Below are 18,751 nucleotides of genomic sequence, written 5' to 3'. Positions count from 1 at the left end.
GTTCCCCGGGCTCCGCCCGGACCCGTCCTGGGGCTCCGCCCCAGACCCCGCGCCTCAAACGCCGGCGAGGCTGGAGGGTGGCCCCGCGCCTCGAACACCGGCGAGGCCGGATGGTGGCCCGCGCCTCAACCGCCGGCGAGGCCGGAAAGGTCCCCCGCGCCTGCAGCGTTGGCGAGGCTGGATGGCCCCGTGCCTCGATTCGCGGCGCGGCTCGGTGGGAGGGTGCTCGCCGCAGGGGTTACGGGGCGAGCGGGAGCTGGCGCTTGTGTTCCGTGAGGCGGTAGCGGCGGGCGATGATCTCGAAGGCGCGCTCGTCCACCGGCTTGCCCTCCAGGAAGTCGTCGATGTCGTCGTACGTGACGCCCAGCGCGTCCTCGTCGGCCTTGCCCGGGTCGAGGGTCTCCAGGTCGGCGGTCGGGACCTTCCACACCAGCTCGGCCGGGGCGCCCAGGGCGTCCGCGACGGCGCGCACCCGGCGCTTGGTCAGGCCGGTCAGCGGGACGAGGTCGGCCGCGCCGTCGCCGAACTTGGTGAAGAAGCCGGAGACCGCCTCGGCGGCGTGGTCGGTGCCGACGACCAGGCCGTCGTGCGCGCCGGCGACCGCGTACTGCGCGATCATGCGCTGGCGCGCCTTGATGTTGCCCTGGACGAAGTCCTGGTGGTGGGCGTCGCGGAAGGAGACCCCGGCGGCGAGCGAGGCCGCGAGGGCGGCGTCGCTGGCCGGCTTCACGTCGACGGTCAGGACCTGGTCGGCGCGGATGAAGGAGAGGGCGAGCTGGGCGTCCTTCTCGTCGGCCTGGACCCCGTAGGGCAGGCGCATGGCGTAGAAGACGGCCTCGTGCCCGGCGGCACGGGCCCGCTCCACGGCGAGCTGGCACAGGCGCCCGGCGGTGGTGGAGTCGACGCCGCCGCTGATGCCGAGGACCAGGGAGCGCAGCCCGGTCGAGGTCAGCCGCTCGGTGAGGAAGGCCACCCGGCGCTCGATCTCGCGCTCCGCGTCGAAGGTCTCGCTCACCAGGAGGTCGCGGGCGATCTCCTGCTGCAGGGCGGTGGACGCGGGCTCGCTCACGGCTGCTCCTCGGGGTCGTGCGTGGGTTGGCGCGGGGTCGGGCTGTTTCTGCCTCCGAAACCCTAGTCGACACCCCCGCAGAGCAGTCCCGGCGGCCACCGCTGTGTGGGGCGGCCGGGCGGCGGCTCAGTGCTTGAGGGCCGCCTCCATCACCGACCGGGCGATCGGGGCGGCCGCCAGGTTGCCCGAGACCTCGCCGCGGTCCGCCGACGCGTCCTCGACCACCACCGCCACCGCGACCGCCGGCAGCGGCGCGCCCTCCGCCTTGGCCCAGGAGATGAACCACGCGTACGGGGTTCCCGCATTGCCGACGCCGTGCTGCGCCGTGCCGGTCTTGCCGCCGACGACCGCGCCCGGGATGGCCGCGTTGCGGCCCGTTCCGTTCTCCACCACCTTGACCATCAGCTGCTGCAGCCGCAGCGCCGTGGACGGGTTCATGGCCCGGCCCATGCTGCGCAGGCTCCCGCGGCGGACCTGGTCCCCGTCGTCCTGGGTGGTGCGTTCCACCAGGTAGGGCGCGTACAGCTCGCCGCCGTTCGCGACCGCCGCCGCCACCATCGCCATCTGCAGCGGCGTGGCCTTGGTGTTGAACTGCCCGATGGCGGAGAGGGCCAGCTGGTCCTGGCTCATGTCGGTGTCGAAGTTCGAGCGCGAGACCCAGGACGGCACGCGCAGCCCGTCGTCGTTGAAGCCGAACCGCCCGGCCGCCTCCACCATCCCGCGCAGACCGACCTGTACGCCGATCTTCGCCATCACCGTGTTGCAGGACCACTGCACGGCGTCGGCCATCGAGGCGTCCTCGCAGCCCGTGCCCGCGTTCGGCAGGAGGGTGCTCGTGCCGGGCAGCGGGTACGGGTCGGGGGTCTCCGTCGGGGCGTCCACATCGGTGACCACACCCGCGTCGAGGGCGGCGGCCGCCGTCACGATCTTGAAGGTGGAGCCGGGAGGGTACGTCTCGCGCAGTGCCCGGTTGAGCATCGGCTTGGCCGGGTCGGCATTGAGCCGCGCCCAGGCCGCCTTCACCCGCGTACCCGTACCGGAGAGCAGGGCGGGGTCGTACGAGGGACTGCTGACCAGCGCGAGGATCTTCCCGGTGGCCGGCTCGACCGCCGCGACCGCGCCGCGCTTGCCCGCGAGCCCCTTGTACGCGGCTTGCTGCACGGCGGCGCGGACGGTGGTGACCGCGTTCCCGCCGGCGGGGCGACCACGCGAGAGCTCGTACCAGAGGGGGAAGGCGGACAGGCCGGGGTCGGTGCCCGAGAGGATGCGGTCCTCGGCGCGCTCCACGAAGCTGGTCCCGTACGTCTGGGAGGAGAATCCGGTGACGGGGGCGTAGAGCGGGCCGTTCTGGTACGTGCGCTCGTAGCGCAGGAGCTGGCCGCTGTCGCGGGAGCCGGTGACCGGGCGGCCGTCGACCAGGATGTCGCCGCGGGGCTCGGCGTAGCGCTCGATGACGGGGCGCTTGTTGGCCGGGTTCGCGCCGTAGGCGGCGGATTCCCAGACCTGGACGCGGGCTACGTTGACCAGCAGGGCGACCAGGAGAGCCGCGCAGAAGTAGGCGCACCAGCGGATGTAGCGGATCACGCTGTGGGCTCCTGGGGTTCGGGGGTGGGTGCGGGTGCGGGTGCGGGTGCGGGTGCGGATTCCGTGGGGAGTGTGGCTGCCGTTGGGCGGGGGCGGCGCGCGCTGTCGCTCAGGCGGATCAGGAGGGCCACGATGATCCAGTTGGTGACCACCGACGAGCCGCCTTGGGCCAGGAAGGGCATGGCCATGCCGGTCAGCGGGATCAGCCCGGTGACGCCGCCCGCGATGACGAACACCTGGAGCGCCACGATCGAGGAGAGCCCGGTGGCGAGCAACCGGCCGAAGGAGTCGCGCAGCGCGAGCCCGGCGCGGAAGCCGCGGGCGACGAGGAGTCCGTAGAGGAGCAGGATCGCGGCGAGGCCGACGAGGCCGAGTTCCTCGCCGGCGGTGGCGAGGACGAAGTCCGATTTGGCGGCGAAGCCGATGAGGAAGGACTGCCCGTGGCCGAGACCTGCCCCCAGGAGGCCCCCGGCGCCGAAGGCGAAGAGGGACTGGGCGAGCTGGCCGGGGCCCTCACCTCGGTCGATGGAGGCGAAAGGATTCAGCCAGTCGTCGACGCGACCGTGCACGTGCGGCTCCAGGGTCCCGACGGCGTACGCGCCGAGGCCGGCGAGGAGCAGGCCGATCGCGATCCAGCCGATCCGGCCGGTGGCGGTGAACAGCATGATCACGAAGAGGCCGAAGAAGAGGAGCGAGGTGCCGAGGTCGCGCTCCAGGACGAGCACGGCGACGCTGAGCAGCCAGATCGCGAGGATCGGACCGAGGACGCGGCCGGGGAGCAGGCGCAGCTTCCAGAAGAGCCGGCGGCCGGTGAGGGCTAGGGCGGTGCGGTTCGCGGCGAGGTAGGCGGCGAAGAACACGGCGAGCAGGATCTTGGCGAACTCTCCCGGCTGGAAGGAGAGCCCGGCGAAGCGGATCCAGATGTGGGCGCCGTTGACGGCCGGGAAGAAGACCGGGACGAGCATGAGGACGAGGGCCGCCACGACCGAGAGGTACGCGTAGCGCTGGAGCACGCGGTGGTCGCGGAGCAGCGACACGACGAGAACGAAGAGCGCCACCCCGAGCGCGGACCAGCGGAGTTGGTCTCCGGCGGTGAGGTGGCCGGGGGTGGTCGCGTCGAGTCGCTGGATGAGGACGAGGCCGAGGCCGTTGAGGAGTACGGCGATGGGGAGCACGAGGGGATCGGCGTACGGGGCCCGCAGGCGGACGGCGAGGTGCGCGATGAGCGCGGCAGCGGCGAGGCCGCCGGCGTAGCGGGCTGCGGGGCCGGGGATGCGGCCGGTGGTCGCGAGACCGACGTAGAGGTGGCCGAGCACGGAGATCAGGACGGCTCCGGCGAGGAGCGCCAGCTCGACGCCCCGACGCTTGGGGGCGTGGGCGTCGGGGGGCGGGGGCGGGGCGGGCTCCGCCACCTGTGCCGTCAGAGCGGTCATACAGCGAAACGTAGCAAGCAGATGGATGCTATGTCCGCTTATGTCATAGTGTGCCGAAGAGTCGTCAGAAACGGTCAGGTCTGTGGTCGGTGGTCGGTGGGAGCGGGAGACGGGGTAGCTGATGGGGCCTGTGGAATTCATCGTTCTCGCGTTCCCGGAGGAACAGCTGCGGGTGCCTGCCGTCGAGGCCGTCATGGGGTTGCGCAAGACGGGCGTGGTCCGGCTGATCGACGGCCTGGTGGCCACCCGGACGGCTGCGGGGGAAGTGCTCGCGGCGGAGTTCGACGAGTTCGTTGAGCTGCGGGGACTGCTGACGGGGCGGGAGGCGGCGCGGCTGATCGGCCCGGAGGACGTACGGGAGGCGGCGGAGCTGCTCGAACGCGGGAGCTGTGCGTTGTTGCTGCTGGTCGAGCACGTGTGGGCCGAGGACGCCGCGATCGCGGTACGGGCGGCGGGCGGGCGGATCGCGGGCTCGGTACGGATTCCGGCGGATCGGGTGGCGGGTGGGGTGGCGGGTGGTATGGGTGCGGCGAGTGGGGTGGGTGGTGCGGGTGGGGTGGGTGGTGCGGGTGGCATCGGTGACCCGGCCGGTCCTCAAGGGGAGGTTTCCTGATGTTCATCCGGCCGGTGGGAGTGACGGTGCGATCGGCGGACCGGCCCTCGGGGCATCCGCTGCTCCGGGGGCTGCTGGCGCAGGCCACCGGGACGGGGTCCGTGGATGTGGACGGGCCGCGTCAGGGGGTGCGGTGGAGGACTACCGGGCCGATCGAACCCGAGCCCGTGGGGGTGGAGGAGAGCGTGGAGGGGGGCTTGGAGGCGGGCTTGGAGGCGGGCTTGGAGGGGGCAGCCGTTGAGTCGGAGTCCGGCGGTGACGCCGGAGGCGGCCATCCCGGAGGTGGCCATCCCGGAGGCGGCCCGGTGGGGTCGTTCGTTGCGGAGCTGACGCAGTTGGCCGCTCTGGCCAGGGAGGGGTTGCTGACCCCGCAGGAATTCGCGACGGCCAAGGGGCGCTTGTTGCGGGAGTGACGGCCGGCCGGGGTCGGAGAGGTCTTGGGGGTTTCCCGGATGCCCCATCGTCCTTCCGGGGCGGGTCGGTCTGAGGATCCAGGCACGGGCTGACCGGAATGCCAGACCCGGCTCCAGGGAGAGGGCGCCCAGGATCGCTACGCGCTCCTCCGCGACGGCGTCTGCGACTCGTTCGGGGCTGGTCTGACGCAACAGATCGCTACGCGCTTCGCCCTGACGGCGTCCGGCTGTCGTTGGGGGCTGGTCTCGCGGTGGATCGTTACGTGCTTCGCCCTGACGGCGTCCGGCCGTCGTTTGGGGTGGTCAGAGGCGGACGAGCATGGATTGGGCTGCCGTGCGGTGCTCGGCGGCGGTGGTCGGGTCGGTGGTTTGGAGGAGGGTTGCGATGCCCTCGTGGGCCAGTGCCTCCTCGTGGCGGTATCCCAGGGTGGGGGCCAGTTCCAGGGCCTGGCGGTGGAGGTGGAGGGCCTCGTCGGGGAGGCCGGCCAAGCGGCAGGTCTCGGCGTAGGCGTTCAGGAAGCGGATCTTCCAGTGGTCCTCGAAGAGCGCGTCGAGGAGGGCGAAGGCCTCGCGGTGGCTTGCGAGTGCCTCTTCGTACCGGCCCATCTCGCGCAGGGCGACGCCCTGGCAGTTGAGGCACCAGGCCTCGTTGTTCATGTGGCCGTCCTCGCGGGCCAGTGCGAGGGCGCGGTTCAGGTGTTCCATGGACTCGTCGGGGGCTTCGGTCGCGATGGCCACGCCCAGGGTGATGCGGGCCGTCAGGGTGGGGGGCCATGCGGGGTCCGAGTGGGGGATGTCCAGGACCTCGCGGGCGCGCTGGGCGGCCTGGTCGCGGTGGCCCAGTTGGAGGAGTGACCAGGCCTCGGAGGCGGCGGCGTGGGCCGCGCCGGTGGGACAGTCGGATTCCTCGTAGAGCTTCGCGGCCAGCCGGAAGAGTTCGAGGGGCTCTTCGGCGTGGCCCTCGTCCCAGCTGAGGTAGCCGCGGCGCAGGGCCAGCTCGGGGGTGTCGCCGTGGAGTTCGGCCGCCTCGTACGCGGCGGCGGCCTCGGCCATCCGGCCCGCGTTGTAGCGGGCGAAACCCAGGTCGCTGTGGGCTTCGGCGAGCTGAAGGGGGTCGCCGAGGCGCTGGGCGGCGGCGAGTGAGCGTTCGAAGAGGTAGTTGAGGTGCGTGGTGCCGCAGCGGCGGGCGAAGTACGCGCGGAGGAAGCGGGGCAGCTCGCACACGTGGAGGTCGGCGCCGACGGCGTCCGCCGTCTCGAAGGCGGCGATCATGTTCTCGTACTCGGCGGTGAGCCAGGCGATGGCGTGGTTCTTGTCGGCGAACCGCGGGAGCTCGGCCGGGGGGCGGCCGGCGGAAGCGGATCGGCCGGGTGCGAGGACCGGCATCGCCGCGTCGGCGGCGGCAGCGGCGTGGACGTAGTAGTCGAGGAAGCGGGAGAGGGCGCGTTCGCGGTCGGCCTGCGAGTCCTCTTCCGCGCAGGCGCGGCGGGCGTGCTGGTGCACCAGATCGTGCAGGCGGTAGCGGCCCGTGGTCGGCTGCTGGACCAGGTGGGCGTCGAGGAGGTCCTCCAGCATCACGCGGGCGCCGGCCAGGGGGAGGTCCGCGAGGGCCGCCACGACGTACTCGTCGAAGGTTCCGCCGGGCAGCAGGCCCAGCAGTCGGAACAGGCGGGCCTGGGAGCGGTCCAGCTGCCTGACGGACATGGCGAACGCCGCGTCGAACTCGCCCGTGCCCTGCGAGAGCCGCTCGGCGAGGATGCCCACGGTCCAGCCGGGCCGGTGGCGCAGCCGGGCGGCGGCCAGACGGAGGGCGAGGGGGAGGTGGCCGCACAGGCGGAGCACCTCGGCGGCCGAATCCGGGTCCTTGGACAGCCGGACGTCGGCGCCGCTGGCCCGGGTCAGGAGCTCCGCGCTCTCCTGCGGGCTCAGTACGTCGAGGGAGACCGGGGGGACCTCGTCGAGGCCCAGCAGCCGGTTGCGGCTCGTGATCAGGACGACGGAGGGTCCGGCGCCGGGCAGCAGCGGGCGTACCTGCTCGGCGTCGGCGGCGTTGTCGAGGACCACGACGGCCCGGCGGCCGGCCAGTTCCGCGCGCCAGCAGGCGGCCAGCTGCTCCAGGCCTTCCTGCGGGACCCTCTCGGAGGGGACGTCGAGCGCGCCGAGCAGCATGCGCAGTACGGAGTCGGGAGTCATCGGCTCCCGGCCCTCGGTGAATCCGTGCAGGTCGGCGTAGAGCTGGGCGTCCGGGTAGTCGGCGGCGAGCCGGTGCGCGGCGTGCACGGTCAGGCAGGTCTTGCCGACACCGGCCATGCCGTCGACCGCGACCACCTGATGGCTCCTCACCGCCGCCAGCAGATCCGCGAGCTGGTCCTGGCGCCCGGTGAAGTCCGGTACGTCGCGCGGCAGATCGTTGCGGGGCCGAGGCGGCACCTGGCGGCTGGCCTTCGGGGGCGCAGGCAACGGGTTCGAGGAGCGTTCCCACAGGGGGCGCAGCGGGCGGGGGTCCCTCTTGACCAGGCGGCACAGGGCCACCACCGCGGGCCAGGGCGGCACGGTCTGGCCGCTGAGGTAGCGCGAGAGCGACGAGGAGCTCAGACCGGTGTCCCGCGCGAGGGCGCGTACGCCTAATCCGGACAGCTCCTGAAGTGCGCGCAACCGCCCTGCCAGCTCGTCCTGTTCCACCGTTCCCCCTCTTTCGTTGTCCCGCTCGGGCAGCAGTATTTCGACCCGAATCTGCGCTGGTCAAGGCTGTTCCGCCTGTCCCACGGCGTCCCATCGCCCTCCTGCGATCGGCCGGCAACGGCTGTTATGGAGTCACACCGCAAGCGAGGAACACCACAGAGGAGAACAGACATGAAGTCTCGTATGCAGAACCCGGCCATGGTCCTCTCCGGCGCGATGCAGCCCATCCAGGACATCTTCAAGGCCGTTCACTCCGGTGGGGTGGAAGGCCAGATCCTGGAGCTGGTGCACCTGCGGGTCAGCCAGATCAACGGCTGCAGCGCGTGCGTCGACGGCGGCGCCAAGTCGGCCCGCAAGGCCGGTGTGAGCGACGAGCGTCTGGCCACGGTCGCCGTGTGGCGGGAGACCCCCTACTTCAGCGACGAGGAGCGTGCGGCCCTCTCGCTCGCCGAGGCGGCGACCCGGCTGGCCGACCGTCCCGACGCCGTGAACGACGAGGTCTGGGACACCGCCGCCACGTACTTCGACGAGAAGCAGCTCGCCGCGATCATCCTGATGATCGGCGTCACGAACATGTTCAACCGCCTGAACGCCACGACCCGTCAGATCGCCGGCGCCTGGGGCTGACGGACGCCCCCCTCCACCACCCGAAGACCACCCCACGAGAGGAACCCGAAATGAACACGACCACCGACACCACGGCCGACGCCTTCACCGACGAGGAGCGGTCCGCGATGAAGGAGCGCGCCAAGGAACTGAAGACGACCGCGCGGCGCACCTCGAAGGCCGACAAGGCGGCGGAGGACGAAGCCGCGGTGGTCGCGAAGATCGCCGAAATGCAGGACTCCGACCGCGTCCTGGCCGAACGCGTCCACGCGATCGTCAAGGCCGCCGCACCGGGCCTCGCGCCGAAGCTCTGGTACGGAATGCCGTCGTACGCGAAGGACGGCAAGATCGTCTGCTTCTTCCAGAGCGCGGAGAAGTTCAAGGCCCGGTACGCGACCCTCGGCTTCAGCGACCAGGCGAACCTCGACGAGGGCATCATGTGGCCGACCACCTACGCCCTGACGAAGATCACGGTCGCCACCGAGGCCGCCATCGCCACCCTGGTGAAGCAGTCCGTGAGCTGACCCCCGGACCGGGGCCGGGTCCGCCATCCGGGGGACCGCCCCGCCCCCTCCTCGCGACCTCCCTGCCGGCCCCCTCCCCATCGGGCAGGATCCGACCGTGCAGCCGAGCGACATCACCGAGATCCTGAACCGCCCGATCAGCCGGGAACTCCTGGCCCGCGACGTGGCCCGCCTGGCCTACGTGGCCAAGGACGGCACACCCCGGGCCATCCCGATCGCCTTCGTCTGGAACGGCTCGCGGATCGTCATGTGCACTCCGACGAACGCCCCGAAACTGGCCTCCCTGCGCCACAACCCGGCCGTCGCCCTGACCATCGACACCGAGGCCCACCCACCGCAGATCCTGCTCATCCGCGGCCGTGCCGAGCTCGACGTCGTCGAGGGCATCCCGGACGAGTACCTCCAGGCCAACTCCGCGTACGCGATGACCCCTGAGCAACGGGTCGAGTGGGAGGCCGAGGTCCGCTCGCTCTACCGCGAGATGGTGCGGATCGTCGTGACGCCGACCTGGGCGAAGCTGATCGACTTCGAGACCACCCTCCCCACCGCGGTCGAGGAACTCCTCCGCGAACGGGAACGCCCCTGACGTCCCGGCCGGCCCGCGGACGCCGACGGCGAGAAGCGCGTAGCGATCCGTCGCGCCGCACACCAGCCCTGGACGGGCCGCGGACGCCGACGGCGAGGAGCGCGTAGCGATCTGCGGCGCCGGTCCTCCCCGGAGGGCGGTCGGGTGGGGCCGGGCGGGGGTCTGCCCCGGGAGCGGGTTCTGGCGTCTCCGACCGCCCCCGTCCTCGACGCCCTGAGACGGCCCGTCCTTTGGGGGGTTTCCGGCTGGCCTTTGTCTTTCCGGGGCGGGACGGTCGGTCAAGGGTCGCCGAAGGCGATCGCGAAGCGACGCGACGAAGGAGCGCCCTTGAGGGACCGGCCCGAACCGGAAGGACGATGGGACAGCCGGGAACCCCCCAACCCCTCTGGCCGCCGCCCGGTCGGGGCCCCGACCGGACCGGGGTACGGACCGGACCGGGGTACGGACCGGGGTACGGACCGGGGTACGGACCGGCGTCGGCGTCCGGGCGGGGTGTGCCGCTGCGCGGAGCTGCTCCCCGCCCCGCCCTTCCTCCGTTCCCCAGGGCTCCGCCCCGGACCCCGGTCCTCAAACGCCGGACGGGCTGAAAGCTGCGCCGGAGCCGATCCCAAGGGGAAGCCCCCCAACCGGGTGACCCCGTCTCACCCCGCCGACTCGCCTGGGCGATTTGTCATACCGGGCGTGGCAGCATCGGGCGCCTCGGAGGTGATTCCCATGTCACAGCGGCCGCTTCGCGCTGCCTGCTGCGTTGCCGCAGCGTTCCTCGTCGCGGGCCCCGTCCCGCAGGCCGGCGCCGAGCCGGCGAATCCCGCCGCTCCGGCCCCGGCGGCCCCCGCGGCCCCCGCCGCCCCGGCCCCCACCGAGCCCGTCCCCGCGCTGCTCGCCCGTCTCCAGGGCCTGTACCAGAAGGCGGAGGAGGCCACCGAGGCGTACAACGCGACCGAAGTGGCCCTCAAGGCCGGGCAGGAGGAGGAACGGTTGCGGAGCGCCGAGCTCGGAAAGGCGCGCAGTGCCCTCGACGCCGAGAAGGCCCTCGCCGGGCGGCTGGCCCGGGAGCAGTACCAGGGCACCCGGAGCGCGCTCTCCCCGTACGCCCGGATGCTGCTCGCCAAGGACCCGCAGGCCGCCCTCGACGAGCGGCGGCTCGCCGCCCGTGAGGGGGCGCGGCGGGCCGGCGTACTGGAAAAGCTCACCCGGAACAAAGCGGAAGCCGACGCACTCGCCGCCCGGGCCCGGAAGTCCCTGGAGACCCGGCAGACCCTGGCGGCGCGGCAGAAGACCCAGAAGGAGGAGGTCGGGGCGCAGCTCAAGGAGGTGGAGCGGATGCTGGCCGCCCTCACCCCGGAGCAACTCACCCAGCTCGGCGCGCGGGAGACCGAGAACACCAACGCGGCCCAGCGGAAGCTGCTGGACTCCGGTCGGCTCCCCACCCGCACCGGCACTCCCACGGCGGCCGGCGGCGCGGCCCTCAGGTACGCGGCGGCCCAGATCGGAAAGCCGTACGTGTGGGGAGCGGAGGGTCCGGGTTCGTTCGACTGCTCGGGGCTGACCTCGCAGGCCTGGGCGCACGCCGGGCGCGCCATCCCGCGGACCAGCCAGGAGCAGTGGGCGCAGTTGCCGAAGGTGCCGTTGGACCGGCTGCGACCCGGGGACCTGGTGGTGTACTTCCCCAAGGCCACGCACGTGGGCCTGTACATCGGCGGCGGCAAGGTGATCCAGGCCCCCCGCCCGGGGACCCGGGTCAAGGTCTCCCCGATCGCCGCGAACCCGCTGCTCGGGGCGGTGCGGCCGGACCCGGACGGGTCCCCGCTGGCGGAGTTCACCCCTCCGCCGCTGCCTGAACCGACCACGGCGGAGGGGGACGACACGGGCTACTCCTCGGAGGAGTCCCCAGCGGAATCAGCCGACGCACCGGCCGAAGCAGAATCGGAAGCGACCGCGGCTGCGGCCTCCGCCAGGTAGTCCGCCGCGTCCTCCGGGTCGTAGAAGTACGCGTCGAAGTCGGCCGGGTTGTCGAAGCCATTGGCGAATCGATTCGCCACCGGCTGGAGCTGCCCGGCCGCGCCGATCAGGTTCAGCACGTGCTCCGGCGGGACGCCCAGCATGGCGTTCGTCCACTGGGTCACCGGCTTGCCGGTGGTGAACCAGTACTTGTCGAAGGTGCCCTTCATCCACGCCTCGTCGAACGGCTTGTCGCCGTGCATCAGGATGGACGACAGGTACGAGGCGGCGCACTTGGCGGCGGAGTTCGAGCCCTGCCCCGTGATCGGGTCGTTCGCGACGACGACGTCCGCCACACCCAGCACCAGCCCGCCGCCCGGCAGCCGCCCGATGGGGTTGCGGACGACCGGCGCGTAACGGCCGGCCAGGGTGGCGCCCGCGTCCGTCAGTTCCACCTTGGTCGCCCGCGCGTGCTCCCAGGGCGTGAACTTCTCCATCAGCTCCAGCGTGAGCGCCAGGTGGTCCTGCGGGTCCCGCACGCCGTTGAAGACGTCCAGCGGGCCGCCCGGTACGCCCTCCCAGAACAGGATGTCCGCCCGCCCCGACGTCGTCAGCGTCGGCATGACGAACAGCTCGCCGGCGCCCGGCACCAGGTTGCAGCGGACCGCCTCGGTCTCCGGGTGCTCCGGGCGCGGGCCGAGCCCGTGCACGTACGAGACGGCCAGGGCGCGCTGCGGGGCGTCGTACGGGGAACGCACCGCGTTCCGCTCGAACATCGACACCAGCTCGCCCTTGCCGGCGGCGACCAGCACCAGGTCGTAGGCACGGGAGAAGTAGTCCAGGTCGGCGACGGACGCGCCGTGGATGACCAGCTGCCCGCCGCGCTGGGTGAAGGTGTCCAGCCAGCCGGCCATCTTCACGCGCTGGTCGACGGACTGCGCGTACCCCTTGAGCCTGCCCAGCCAGTCGACGGCGCGGCCGTTGTCGGGGCCGGCGACCGAGACTCCGAGGCCCTCGATCTTCGGTGCCTGCTGCTCCCAGAAGTTGATCCCGAGGTCACGCTCGTGCTGGAGCGCCGTGTCGAACATGCACTGCGTCGACATGACCCGCCCGGTGCGGATCTCGTCCGCCGTCCGGTTGGACATGAGGGTGACGTCGTACTCCTTCGCCTGGAGTCCGAGAGCCAGCTGGAGACCGGCCTGGCCGGCTCCCACGACGAGTATCTTGCGCATCTCTCACGTTCTCTATTCGGAATCGGGAGTGGTGTCGAGGGCGTGCCCGACCAGCGTCAGAAGGGATTCGACGACCGACTGGCGGTTCCTCGCGTCCATGATCACGACGGGTACGTGCGGGGGCACGGTCAGCGCCTCGCGCACGTCCTCGGGCTCGAAGGAGTCGGAGCCCTCGAAGTGGTTCACGGCGACGGCGTACGGCAGCCCGCAGGTCTCGAAGTAGTCGAGCGCGGGGAAGCAGTCGCGCAGCCGCCGGGTGTCGGCCAGCACGATTCCGCCGACGGCACCGCGCACGAGGTCGTCCCACATGAACCAGAAGCGCTCCTGGCCCGGGGTTCCGTACACGTAGAGGACGAGGTCGTCGTCGAGCGTGACACGGCCGAAGTCCATGGCGACGGTCGTCGTGTTCTTGTCCGGCGTGCCGGTCAGGTCGTCCGTCGGTGCGCTCGCCTGGGTCATCACCGCCTCGGTGCGCAGCGGGGTGATCTCGGAGAGGGAGGAGACGAACGTGGTCTTGCCGACGCCGAAGCCGCCCGCGACCAGCACCTTCACGGCGACGGGGGCGCGGGAGCGGTCGTACTGCCAGGGCTGGACGGGCTCGTCGTCCGACTCCGGCGGGGAAACCGTTTCGTCAGAGACGGCGAAGACCACTGAGCACCCTTTCCAGCAGCGCGCGGTCGGGACGGCCCGTGCCGTGGCCGGTCCCGTAGACACGGATCCGTCCCTGGTCGGCGAGGTCGCTGACGAGCACGCGGACGACGCCGAGCGGCAGCTTCAGCAGCGCGGCGATCTCGGCGATCGTGCGCATGCGGCGGGTCACCTCGACGATGGCGCGCATCTCGGGCATGCGGTCGGGCTTCTGCGGCTGCGAGGCCTTCGTCTCCAGGGCGGCGACGAAGGTCTCGACGAGCAGGACCTGCGTGAACCGGGTCCGGCCGCCCGTGAGGGAGTACGGGCGGACGCGGGCGGGGCGGCGGTCGGCGCCGCGTATCGGCAGCCGGTCGGAAGCCGGACTCCTCACGGGGTTTTCTCCATCGACTGGCGCAGCTCACTGCGGACTTCGGGGGTCAGGACGTGGCCGGCGCGGCCGACGAACAGGGCCATGTGGTAGGCGACGACGCCCATGTCGCAGTCGGGGGTGGCGTGCACGCCCAGCAACGAGCCGTCGCTGATGGCCATGACGAACACGGAGCCGTGCTCCATGGCCACCATGGTCTGCTTGACGGATCCGCACTCCATGAGGGCCGCGGCGCCCGTGGTGAGGCTGCCGAGGCCGGACACGATGGTGGCGAGGTCGGCGGAGGCGCCGCGCGGGCCCTTGCTCCGGCCGTCGCCCGCGCCGTTGCCCGCGTTCCCGGACTGTGCTCCGGCCGCACCGGGGTCGGAGGACAGGAGCAGGAGCCCGTCCGAGGAGACCACGGCGACGGAATTGACGCCGGGCACCTCCTCCACCAGGTCGGTCAGCAGCCATTGCAGGTTGCGGGCCTGGGTGCTCAGTCCGTACGTACTGGGCGCGGTCATGTGCGTGCCTCCTGTGCGGTGTCCCCCTGGTCGGTGTGCCCCTCGCCCTGTTCCTGCGCATCGGCGGCCTCTGCCACCTCCGCGGCGAAGACCCTGCGCCCGTCCTGGGCCCCCTGGTAGAAACCGCCGAGCCGGCGCCGCAGTTCGTCGGCGTCGACGCGCCGGGGCGGGGCGGGGCGTGTCGCCTCGGCGCGGGCGGCCGCGGTGGCGGAGCGGGGGGTCCGCTTGGGCAGGCCCTTGTCGGTGACGTCCTCCCCGTCGGGGTGGCTGCCCTGGCGGGGCAGCCAGTTCCCCTCGGCGGGGGTGTGGCTGTGCGGGTCCGGCTCCGCCGGGGTCTGCGGTACGTCGGACACGCGGTCGGCCACCGTGTCGGCGTCGGGGACGACACGGGCGAGCAGTTGCTCCCCGGGGGCGTCGGCCGACGGGGCCTCTTCCGGGGCCTGCTGCGCCGCATCGGCAGCGGCGGGCACGGTGAACACCTGGTCGGCGGCGGGCAGCCCGTCCCGGTCCGGGGTCGCACCGTCCGCGACCGGCTCCGTCGGCGCGGAGGCGGTGAACACCTGGTCGGCCGGGGGCAGTCCCTCGCCGTCGGCGCTCACGCGGAGGGCGGTGTCCCGGCGCTCATCGGCCGAGGGGGCGAAGGCGTGCTCCGGGTCGCCCGCGAGGGCGTCCGCGTCGGTGCTCGGGACCGGCGACGACGGCTCGGCGGCGTCCGGCCCGGCCTCGGCCTCCGGCTCCGGCTCCGGCGCCAGGCCGGCACCCGCGCCGAAGGCGGCGTCCAGGTCGGCGGCCAGCTCGGCGGCCACGCCGACACCGGCGTCCGCGTCGGCAACCGCGTCGGCATCCCCGTCGAACGCGGAGCCCGCCTTCGGCTCCGTGTCGACGGGTACCGCGTCCGCGCCCCGGGGGCGGGCCAGGAGGGTGTTCTCGTTCGCCTCCGCTATCACGCCCGGCAGGTGCAGCGCGGACGCGCCCGGGGTGGACAGGGTGTGGACCGGGGAGACCGGCGGGGTGGTCGGGAGCAGCGAGACCGGGACGACGACCAGTGCCTCGGTGCCGCCGTGCCGGGGGGCGCGGAGCTCCGCCGTGACGCCGTGGCGGGCGGCGAGCCGGCCGGCCACGTACAGGCCGAGACCGAGGCCGTGTTCCTCCTCGGGCTCCTCGTCGTACGCGTCGGGGGTGGAGAGGCGGGCGTTCAGCGACTCCAGGCGGTCCTCGGTGATGCCGATGCCCTCGTCCACGACGGACAGCACCACGTCACCGGAGTCCGACAGCCACCCGGAGACCTTCACCTTCACGTCCGGCGGCGAGAACGTGGTGGCGTTCTCCAGCAGCTCGGCCAGTACGTGCGAGATGTCGTCGGCCGCGTGCCCCGCGACCTGCGTGCACGCGGGCAGTACCGCGAGGTCGACCCGCTCGTAGCGCTCGATCTCGCTGACGGCGGCCCGCATGACGTCGACGAGCGGGACCGGCAGGCCCTGCCCGTGGCCGTGCTCTTGGCCGGCGAGGACCAGCAGGTTCTCGTTGTGGCGGCGCATCACCGTCGCCAGGTGGTCCAGCTTGAACAGGGTCGAGAGCCGGTCCGGGTCCTGCTCCTTGGACTCCAGCTCCTCGATGACGGCGAGCTGGCGTTCCACCAGGCCCAGGGTGCGCCGCGACAGCGAGACGGAGGTCGTCGACATGATGCGGCGGTGTTCTTCCAGACCGGCCCGCAGCTGCGTGAGCTCCTCCTCCAGCGCCTCGCGACCGGCGGACAGCGCCTCGTTGCGGCCGTTGATGCGGCGCTTGTCGGCGTCGAGCCCGGCGATCTTGGTGTGCAGGGAGACCGTCTGCTCGCGGACCGCGTTCAGGTGGCGCACGACCTCGGCGAACTCGTCGTTGCGGCCGGTGAACCGCACCGGCTCGACCGAGCCCTCAGGGGTCGCCAGCCGCTCCGCGCCGCGGCGCAGGACGGACAGCGGCCGGGTGAGCGAGCGCGCCACGGCGGTCGCGAAGCCGACGGCGAAGAGGAAGAGCACGCCCATCGCCGCGATGACCAGTTCGAGCCGGGTCACGTCGTCGTCGCGCTGGGCGGCGAGCGCGGAGGACCGCTGGCCGGCCAGGGTCGACTCCACGGACCGCATCCGGTCGAGGCGGGCGGTGAGCGCGGAGCCCACGGCGCCGGCGTCGGTCTTGCGGTCGGCGGAGGCCAGGGTGGGCCGGTCCGTGAGCTTCTTCAGGTAGTCGTCGGCGGCCTTGACCTCGGGGCCGGTGACGGTGGCGGCGAGGGTCTGCCGTACGTCGGGACGCGCGGCCCGCGCGAAGTCGTCGAGGGCGGCCTGCTCGCGTACGCGGGCCCGCTGCGCGGCGGTGGTGAGTTCGTCGACCACGGCCGAGTTGGGGAGCTGCTCGCCGCGGGGGACGGCCAGTGCGGCGAGCAGCAGTCCGCGGGTGGCGGAGGCCTGTTCCACGGCCTGGCCGAGCGGGGCCAGGGGGCGCGTGGTGGCGAGGGCGGCGGTGGCGCGCGGCGGGGTCAGCTCGGCCAGCCGGTCGCCGGGGGCGAGGAGTTCGGCGATGACGCCCGCGTAGGCCTGGTGGGCGGCGAGGGCGCTGCCCTTGCCGTCGACGGCCTCGGTGCGGACGGCCCGGATCCGGGCGAGGGAGCGTGCGGTCGCCTCGTCGGCGTCGGCCTGGACCTCGGCGAGCTGCCGGTCGGTACGGGCGATGCGCTCCTGGACGGGGCCCTTGGCGTTGCCGGGGCGGCCCTTGGCGGCGTACTCGACGACGGCGTCGCGCTCGTCGCCGAGGAGGTGGGTGAGGGTGAGCGCCTGCCCTGTCTGCTCCGCGAGGGTGACGAGGTGCTGGGAGTCGTTCAGCTCCCTCGTGGCGGAGACGACGGCGGGTGCGCCCGCCGCGAGGACGGTGAGGCCGGTGACCGCCACTCCGACGACCAGCCTGCGGCGTACGCGGACGCGTCGTCCTGCGGGGGCCGGGCCGTCGGTGGCGGTGCCGTTCTTCCGAGACCGCTTCTTCTGCACCGGTGCTCGCAATCCTGTACGTGTGCTCTAGCTCGTCTACTCGTGTGGCCGAGGTAACGGCCGGTCAACAAGTAAACGCCCCCTGCCCCCTCGTACCGCTTCAGACCTTTGCAGCGTGTTGGGGAGAGAGCCGCACATCGCCCACCCGGCCACTCGAAGGAGTGAACATCACGGACGAGTTGGCTTCCAACTCGGACAGGTGACTCCACAGCGCCGCCGTGGACGGGCGGTTGAAAGATCGAAGGGGGCTTGGCAATATGCCCGCCCACACCGGCGCCGGCCGCCGCCCGCCCGTTGCCGCCGCGGTACGGAACTTCGCACGGGGCTTGGTACGGACCTTCCCGCGTGCGGCGGGGTCCGCCGGGCAGTATGTCCGCATGCGCATCGACCTCGCCTCCGCCCCCGGCAACCAGGAACGCCCCAATGAGGACTGGGTGTCGGCGGCGATCCCCGCCTCGGGCGGCGGGGTCCTGATCGCTCTGGACGGGGTCACTCCACCGGCCGGCGAGGTCGGGTGCGCGCACGGGGTGCCATGGTTCACGGCCCGACTCGGTGGCCGATTGACCGAACTGTCCGGATCGCGGCGGGACATGCCGCTGGACCGGATCCTGGCGGAGGCGATCCGCGGCACGGCCGATGCCCATCGGGGGACGTGTGACCTTTCTCACGTCCGCACGCCCCAGGCGACGGTGGTGATGGTCCGCTGGGACGAGGAGTACGTGGAGCACCTCGTGCTCTCGGATTCCGTACTGCTCCTCCAGGCGCCCGGCGGCGAGGTGACGGCGGTGCGCGACGACCGGCTGGACCGGGTGCCGAGGGAGGTGCTGCGGTCGGCGGCCGCGACGGACGCCCTGCGCAACGCGGAGGGCGGCTTCTTCACGGCGGCGGCGGATCCCGCGGTGGCGCGGCGGGCGGTGACGGGGCGGTGGCCGCGCGACCGGGTGCGGGCGGTGGCGGCGCTGACGGACGGGGCGAGCCGGTGGACGGACACGTTCGGGGAGGGCGGCTGGGGCGAGTGCCTGGCGGTACTGCGGAAGGAGGGCGCGGAGGCCCTGATCGGGCGGGTCCGCGCGATCGAATCCGACCCGTCCCGCCGGGTGCCTCGCGGCAAGCGGCACGATGACGCCTCGGCGGTCTACGCGGAGCTGTAGCCCGCCCCGGCCGCTCCCCCGGGGCGGGCATTTCAGCCTCGCCGGCGTTTGAGGCGCGGGGTCCGGGGCGGAGCCCCGGGTCTTTCAGCCCGTCCGGCGTTTGAGGCGCGGGGTTCGGGGCGGAGCCCCGGGGTCGTTCAGCCCGTCCGGCGTTTGAGGACCGGGTCCGGGCGGAGCCCGGGGAACGGTGGAAGGGCGGGTAGGGGACGGCTCCGCGCAGCGGCACCCCACCTGGCCGGGGGCGGGCCGCAGGGTGGGCCGTCGGGGCCGGGCGCGCGCCGGGGCACCTCCTCGGGCGTCGAACCCCATGCGGCACCGGCAACACGAGCGGGTTTCGTTCGACGCCCTGCGGGGGCGCCCCACCGCACACCCGACCCCG

At 72.9% G+C, this 18,751-nt stretch carries 15 protein-coding genes; 6 read left to right on the top strand and 9 right to left on the bottom strand.

Annotated elements, in window-relative coordinates; translation table 11 throughout:
• Positions 1-238: 238 nt before the first annotated feature.
• The 3 genes from nadE to ACFYZL_RS39660 all read right to left on the bottom strand — a co-directional run bounded on the left by nadE (position 239) and on the right by ACFYZL_RS39660 (position 4,086).
• Positions 239-1,069 carry an ammonia-dependent NAD(+) synthetase gene (nadE, locus tag ACFYZL_RS39670; RefSeq protein ID WP_384733267.1) on the bottom strand — a complete coding sequence of 277 codons (831 nt, stop codon included), beginning with the start codon at positions 1,067-1,069 and terminating at the stop codon, positions 239-241.
• A 126-nt stretch (positions 1,070-1,195) separates the two neighbouring features.
• Entirely contained in the window at positions 1,196-2,653 is a 1,458-nt protein-coding gene (locus ACFYZL_RS39665) for a penicillin-binding transpeptidase domain-containing protein (RefSeq protein ID WP_384753571.1), read from the bottom strand.
• Positions 2,650-4,086 carry an FtsW/RodA/SpoVE family cell cycle protein gene (locus ACFYZL_RS39660; protein ID WP_384753574.1) on the bottom strand — a complete coding sequence of 479 codons (1,437 nt, stop codon included), beginning with the start codon at positions 4,084-4,086 and terminating at the stop codon, positions 2,650-2,652. The genes ACFYZL_RS39665 and ACFYZL_RS39660 overlap by 4 nt, the downstream gene beginning before the upstream one ends.
• A gap of 121 nt (positions 4,087-4,207) precedes the next feature.
• Here ACFYZL_RS39660 and ACFYZL_RS39655 point away from each other — a divergent pair, with 121 nt between their 5' ends.
• Positions 4,208-4,699, top strand: coding sequence for a DUF6325 family protein (locus tag ACFYZL_RS39655; protein ID WP_388686032.1), 492 nt, complete (start codon positions 4,208-4,210; stop codon positions 4,697-4,699).
• A gap of 716 nt (positions 4,700-5,415) precedes the next feature.
• Here the strand turns inward: ACFYZL_RS39655 and ACFYZL_RS39650 are convergent.
• Positions 5,416-7,794: a tetratricopeptide repeat protein gene (locus ACFYZL_RS39650; protein ID WP_388686029.1), complete on the bottom strand. Its 2,379-nt coding sequence runs from the start codon at positions 7,792-7,794 to the stop codon at positions 5,416-5,418.
• A 171-nt stretch (positions 7,795-7,965) separates the two neighbouring features.
• On the opposite strand from ACFYZL_RS39650, the gene ACFYZL_RS39645 reads away from it, so the two are divergent.
• The 4 genes from ACFYZL_RS39645 (at position 7,966) to ACFYZL_RS39630 (ending at position 11,472) form a co-directional block, all read left to right on the top strand.
• Positions 7,966-8,421 (top strand): carboxymuconolactone decarboxylase family protein, encoded by a 456-nt coding sequence (locus ACFYZL_RS39645; protein WP_384592891.1) that lies wholly within the window; start codon positions 7,966-7,968, stop codon positions 8,419-8,421.
• A gap of 50 nt (positions 8,422-8,471) precedes the next feature.
• Positions 8,472-8,924, top strand: coding sequence for an iron chaperone (locus tag ACFYZL_RS39640; RefSeq protein WP_384753584.1), 453 nt, complete (start codon positions 8,472-8,474; stop codon positions 8,922-8,924).
• Positions 8,925-9,021: 97 nt separating this feature from the next.
• On the top strand, positions 9,022-9,510 hold the full coding sequence (locus ACFYZL_RS39635) for a pyridoxamine 5'-phosphate oxidase family protein (protein WP_384753587.1): 489 nt from the start codon (positions 9,022-9,024) through the stop codon (positions 9,508-9,510).
• A gap of 714 nt (positions 9,511-10,224) precedes the next feature.
• Positions 10,225-11,472 (top strand): NlpC/P60 family protein, encoded by a 1,248-nt coding sequence (locus ACFYZL_RS39630; protein ID WP_388686025.1) that lies wholly within the window; start codon positions 10,225-10,227, stop codon positions 11,470-11,472.
• Here the strand turns inward: ACFYZL_RS39630 and ACFYZL_RS39625 are convergent.
• The 5 genes from ACFYZL_RS39625 to ACFYZL_RS39605 are packed head-to-tail and all read right to left on the bottom strand — an operon-like array spanning position 11,382 to position 17,221.
• A complete protein-coding gene (locus tag ACFYZL_RS39625; RefSeq protein WP_388686022.1) occupies positions 11,382-12,683 on the bottom strand; it encodes a styrene monooxygenase/indole monooxygenase family protein in 1,302 nt (433 codons plus the stop codon). The two genes, ACFYZL_RS39630 and ACFYZL_RS39625, sit on opposite strands and share 91 nt — an antisense overlap.
• A gap of 12 nt (positions 12,684-12,695) precedes the next feature.
• Entirely contained in the window at positions 12,696-13,334 is a 639-nt protein-coding gene (locus tag ACFYZL_RS39620) for an ATP/GTP-binding protein (protein ID WP_384753596.1), read from the bottom strand.
• A complete protein-coding gene (locus ACFYZL_RS39615; protein ID WP_384592907.1) occupies positions 13,315-13,704 on the bottom strand; it encodes a DUF742 domain-containing protein in 390 nt (129 codons plus the stop codon). The genes ACFYZL_RS39620 and ACFYZL_RS39615 overlap by 20 nt, the downstream gene beginning before the upstream one ends.
• A complete protein-coding gene (locus ACFYZL_RS39610; protein WP_384753600.1) occupies positions 13,701-14,204 on the bottom strand; it encodes a roadblock/LC7 domain-containing protein in 504 nt (167 codons plus the stop codon). Before ACFYZL_RS39610 ends, ACFYZL_RS39615 begins: the two co-directional genes overlap by 4 nt.
• Complete coding sequence (locus ACFYZL_RS39605; protein WP_388686019.1) at positions 14,201-17,221, bottom strand: nitrate- and nitrite sensing domain-containing protein; 3,021 nt, start codon at positions 17,219-17,221, stop codon at positions 14,201-14,203. The genes ACFYZL_RS39610 and ACFYZL_RS39605 overlap by 4 nt, the downstream gene beginning before the upstream one ends.
• Before the next feature lie 377 nt (positions 17,222-17,598).
• On the opposite strand from ACFYZL_RS39605, the gene ACFYZL_RS39600 reads away from it, so the two are divergent.
• The gene (locus ACFYZL_RS39600; RefSeq protein ID WP_384753606.1) at positions 17,599-18,372 is read left to right on the top strand and encodes a hypothetical protein; all 774 of its coding nucleotides are present in this window, start codon (positions 17,599-17,601) and stop codon (positions 18,370-18,372) included.
• The last annotated feature ends 379 nt before the right edge of the window (positions 18,373-18,751 follow it).

It is taken from the genome of Streptomyces sp. NPDC001717, from assembly GCF_042892775.1.
In the GTDB taxonomy this organism is placed as follows: domain Bacteria; phylum Actinomycetota; class Actinomycetes; order Streptomycetales; family Streptomycetaceae; genus Streptomyces.
The sequence above is the reverse complement of the archived record's forward strand: the minus strand, read 5'-3'. Positions and strand labels throughout refer to the sequence as shown.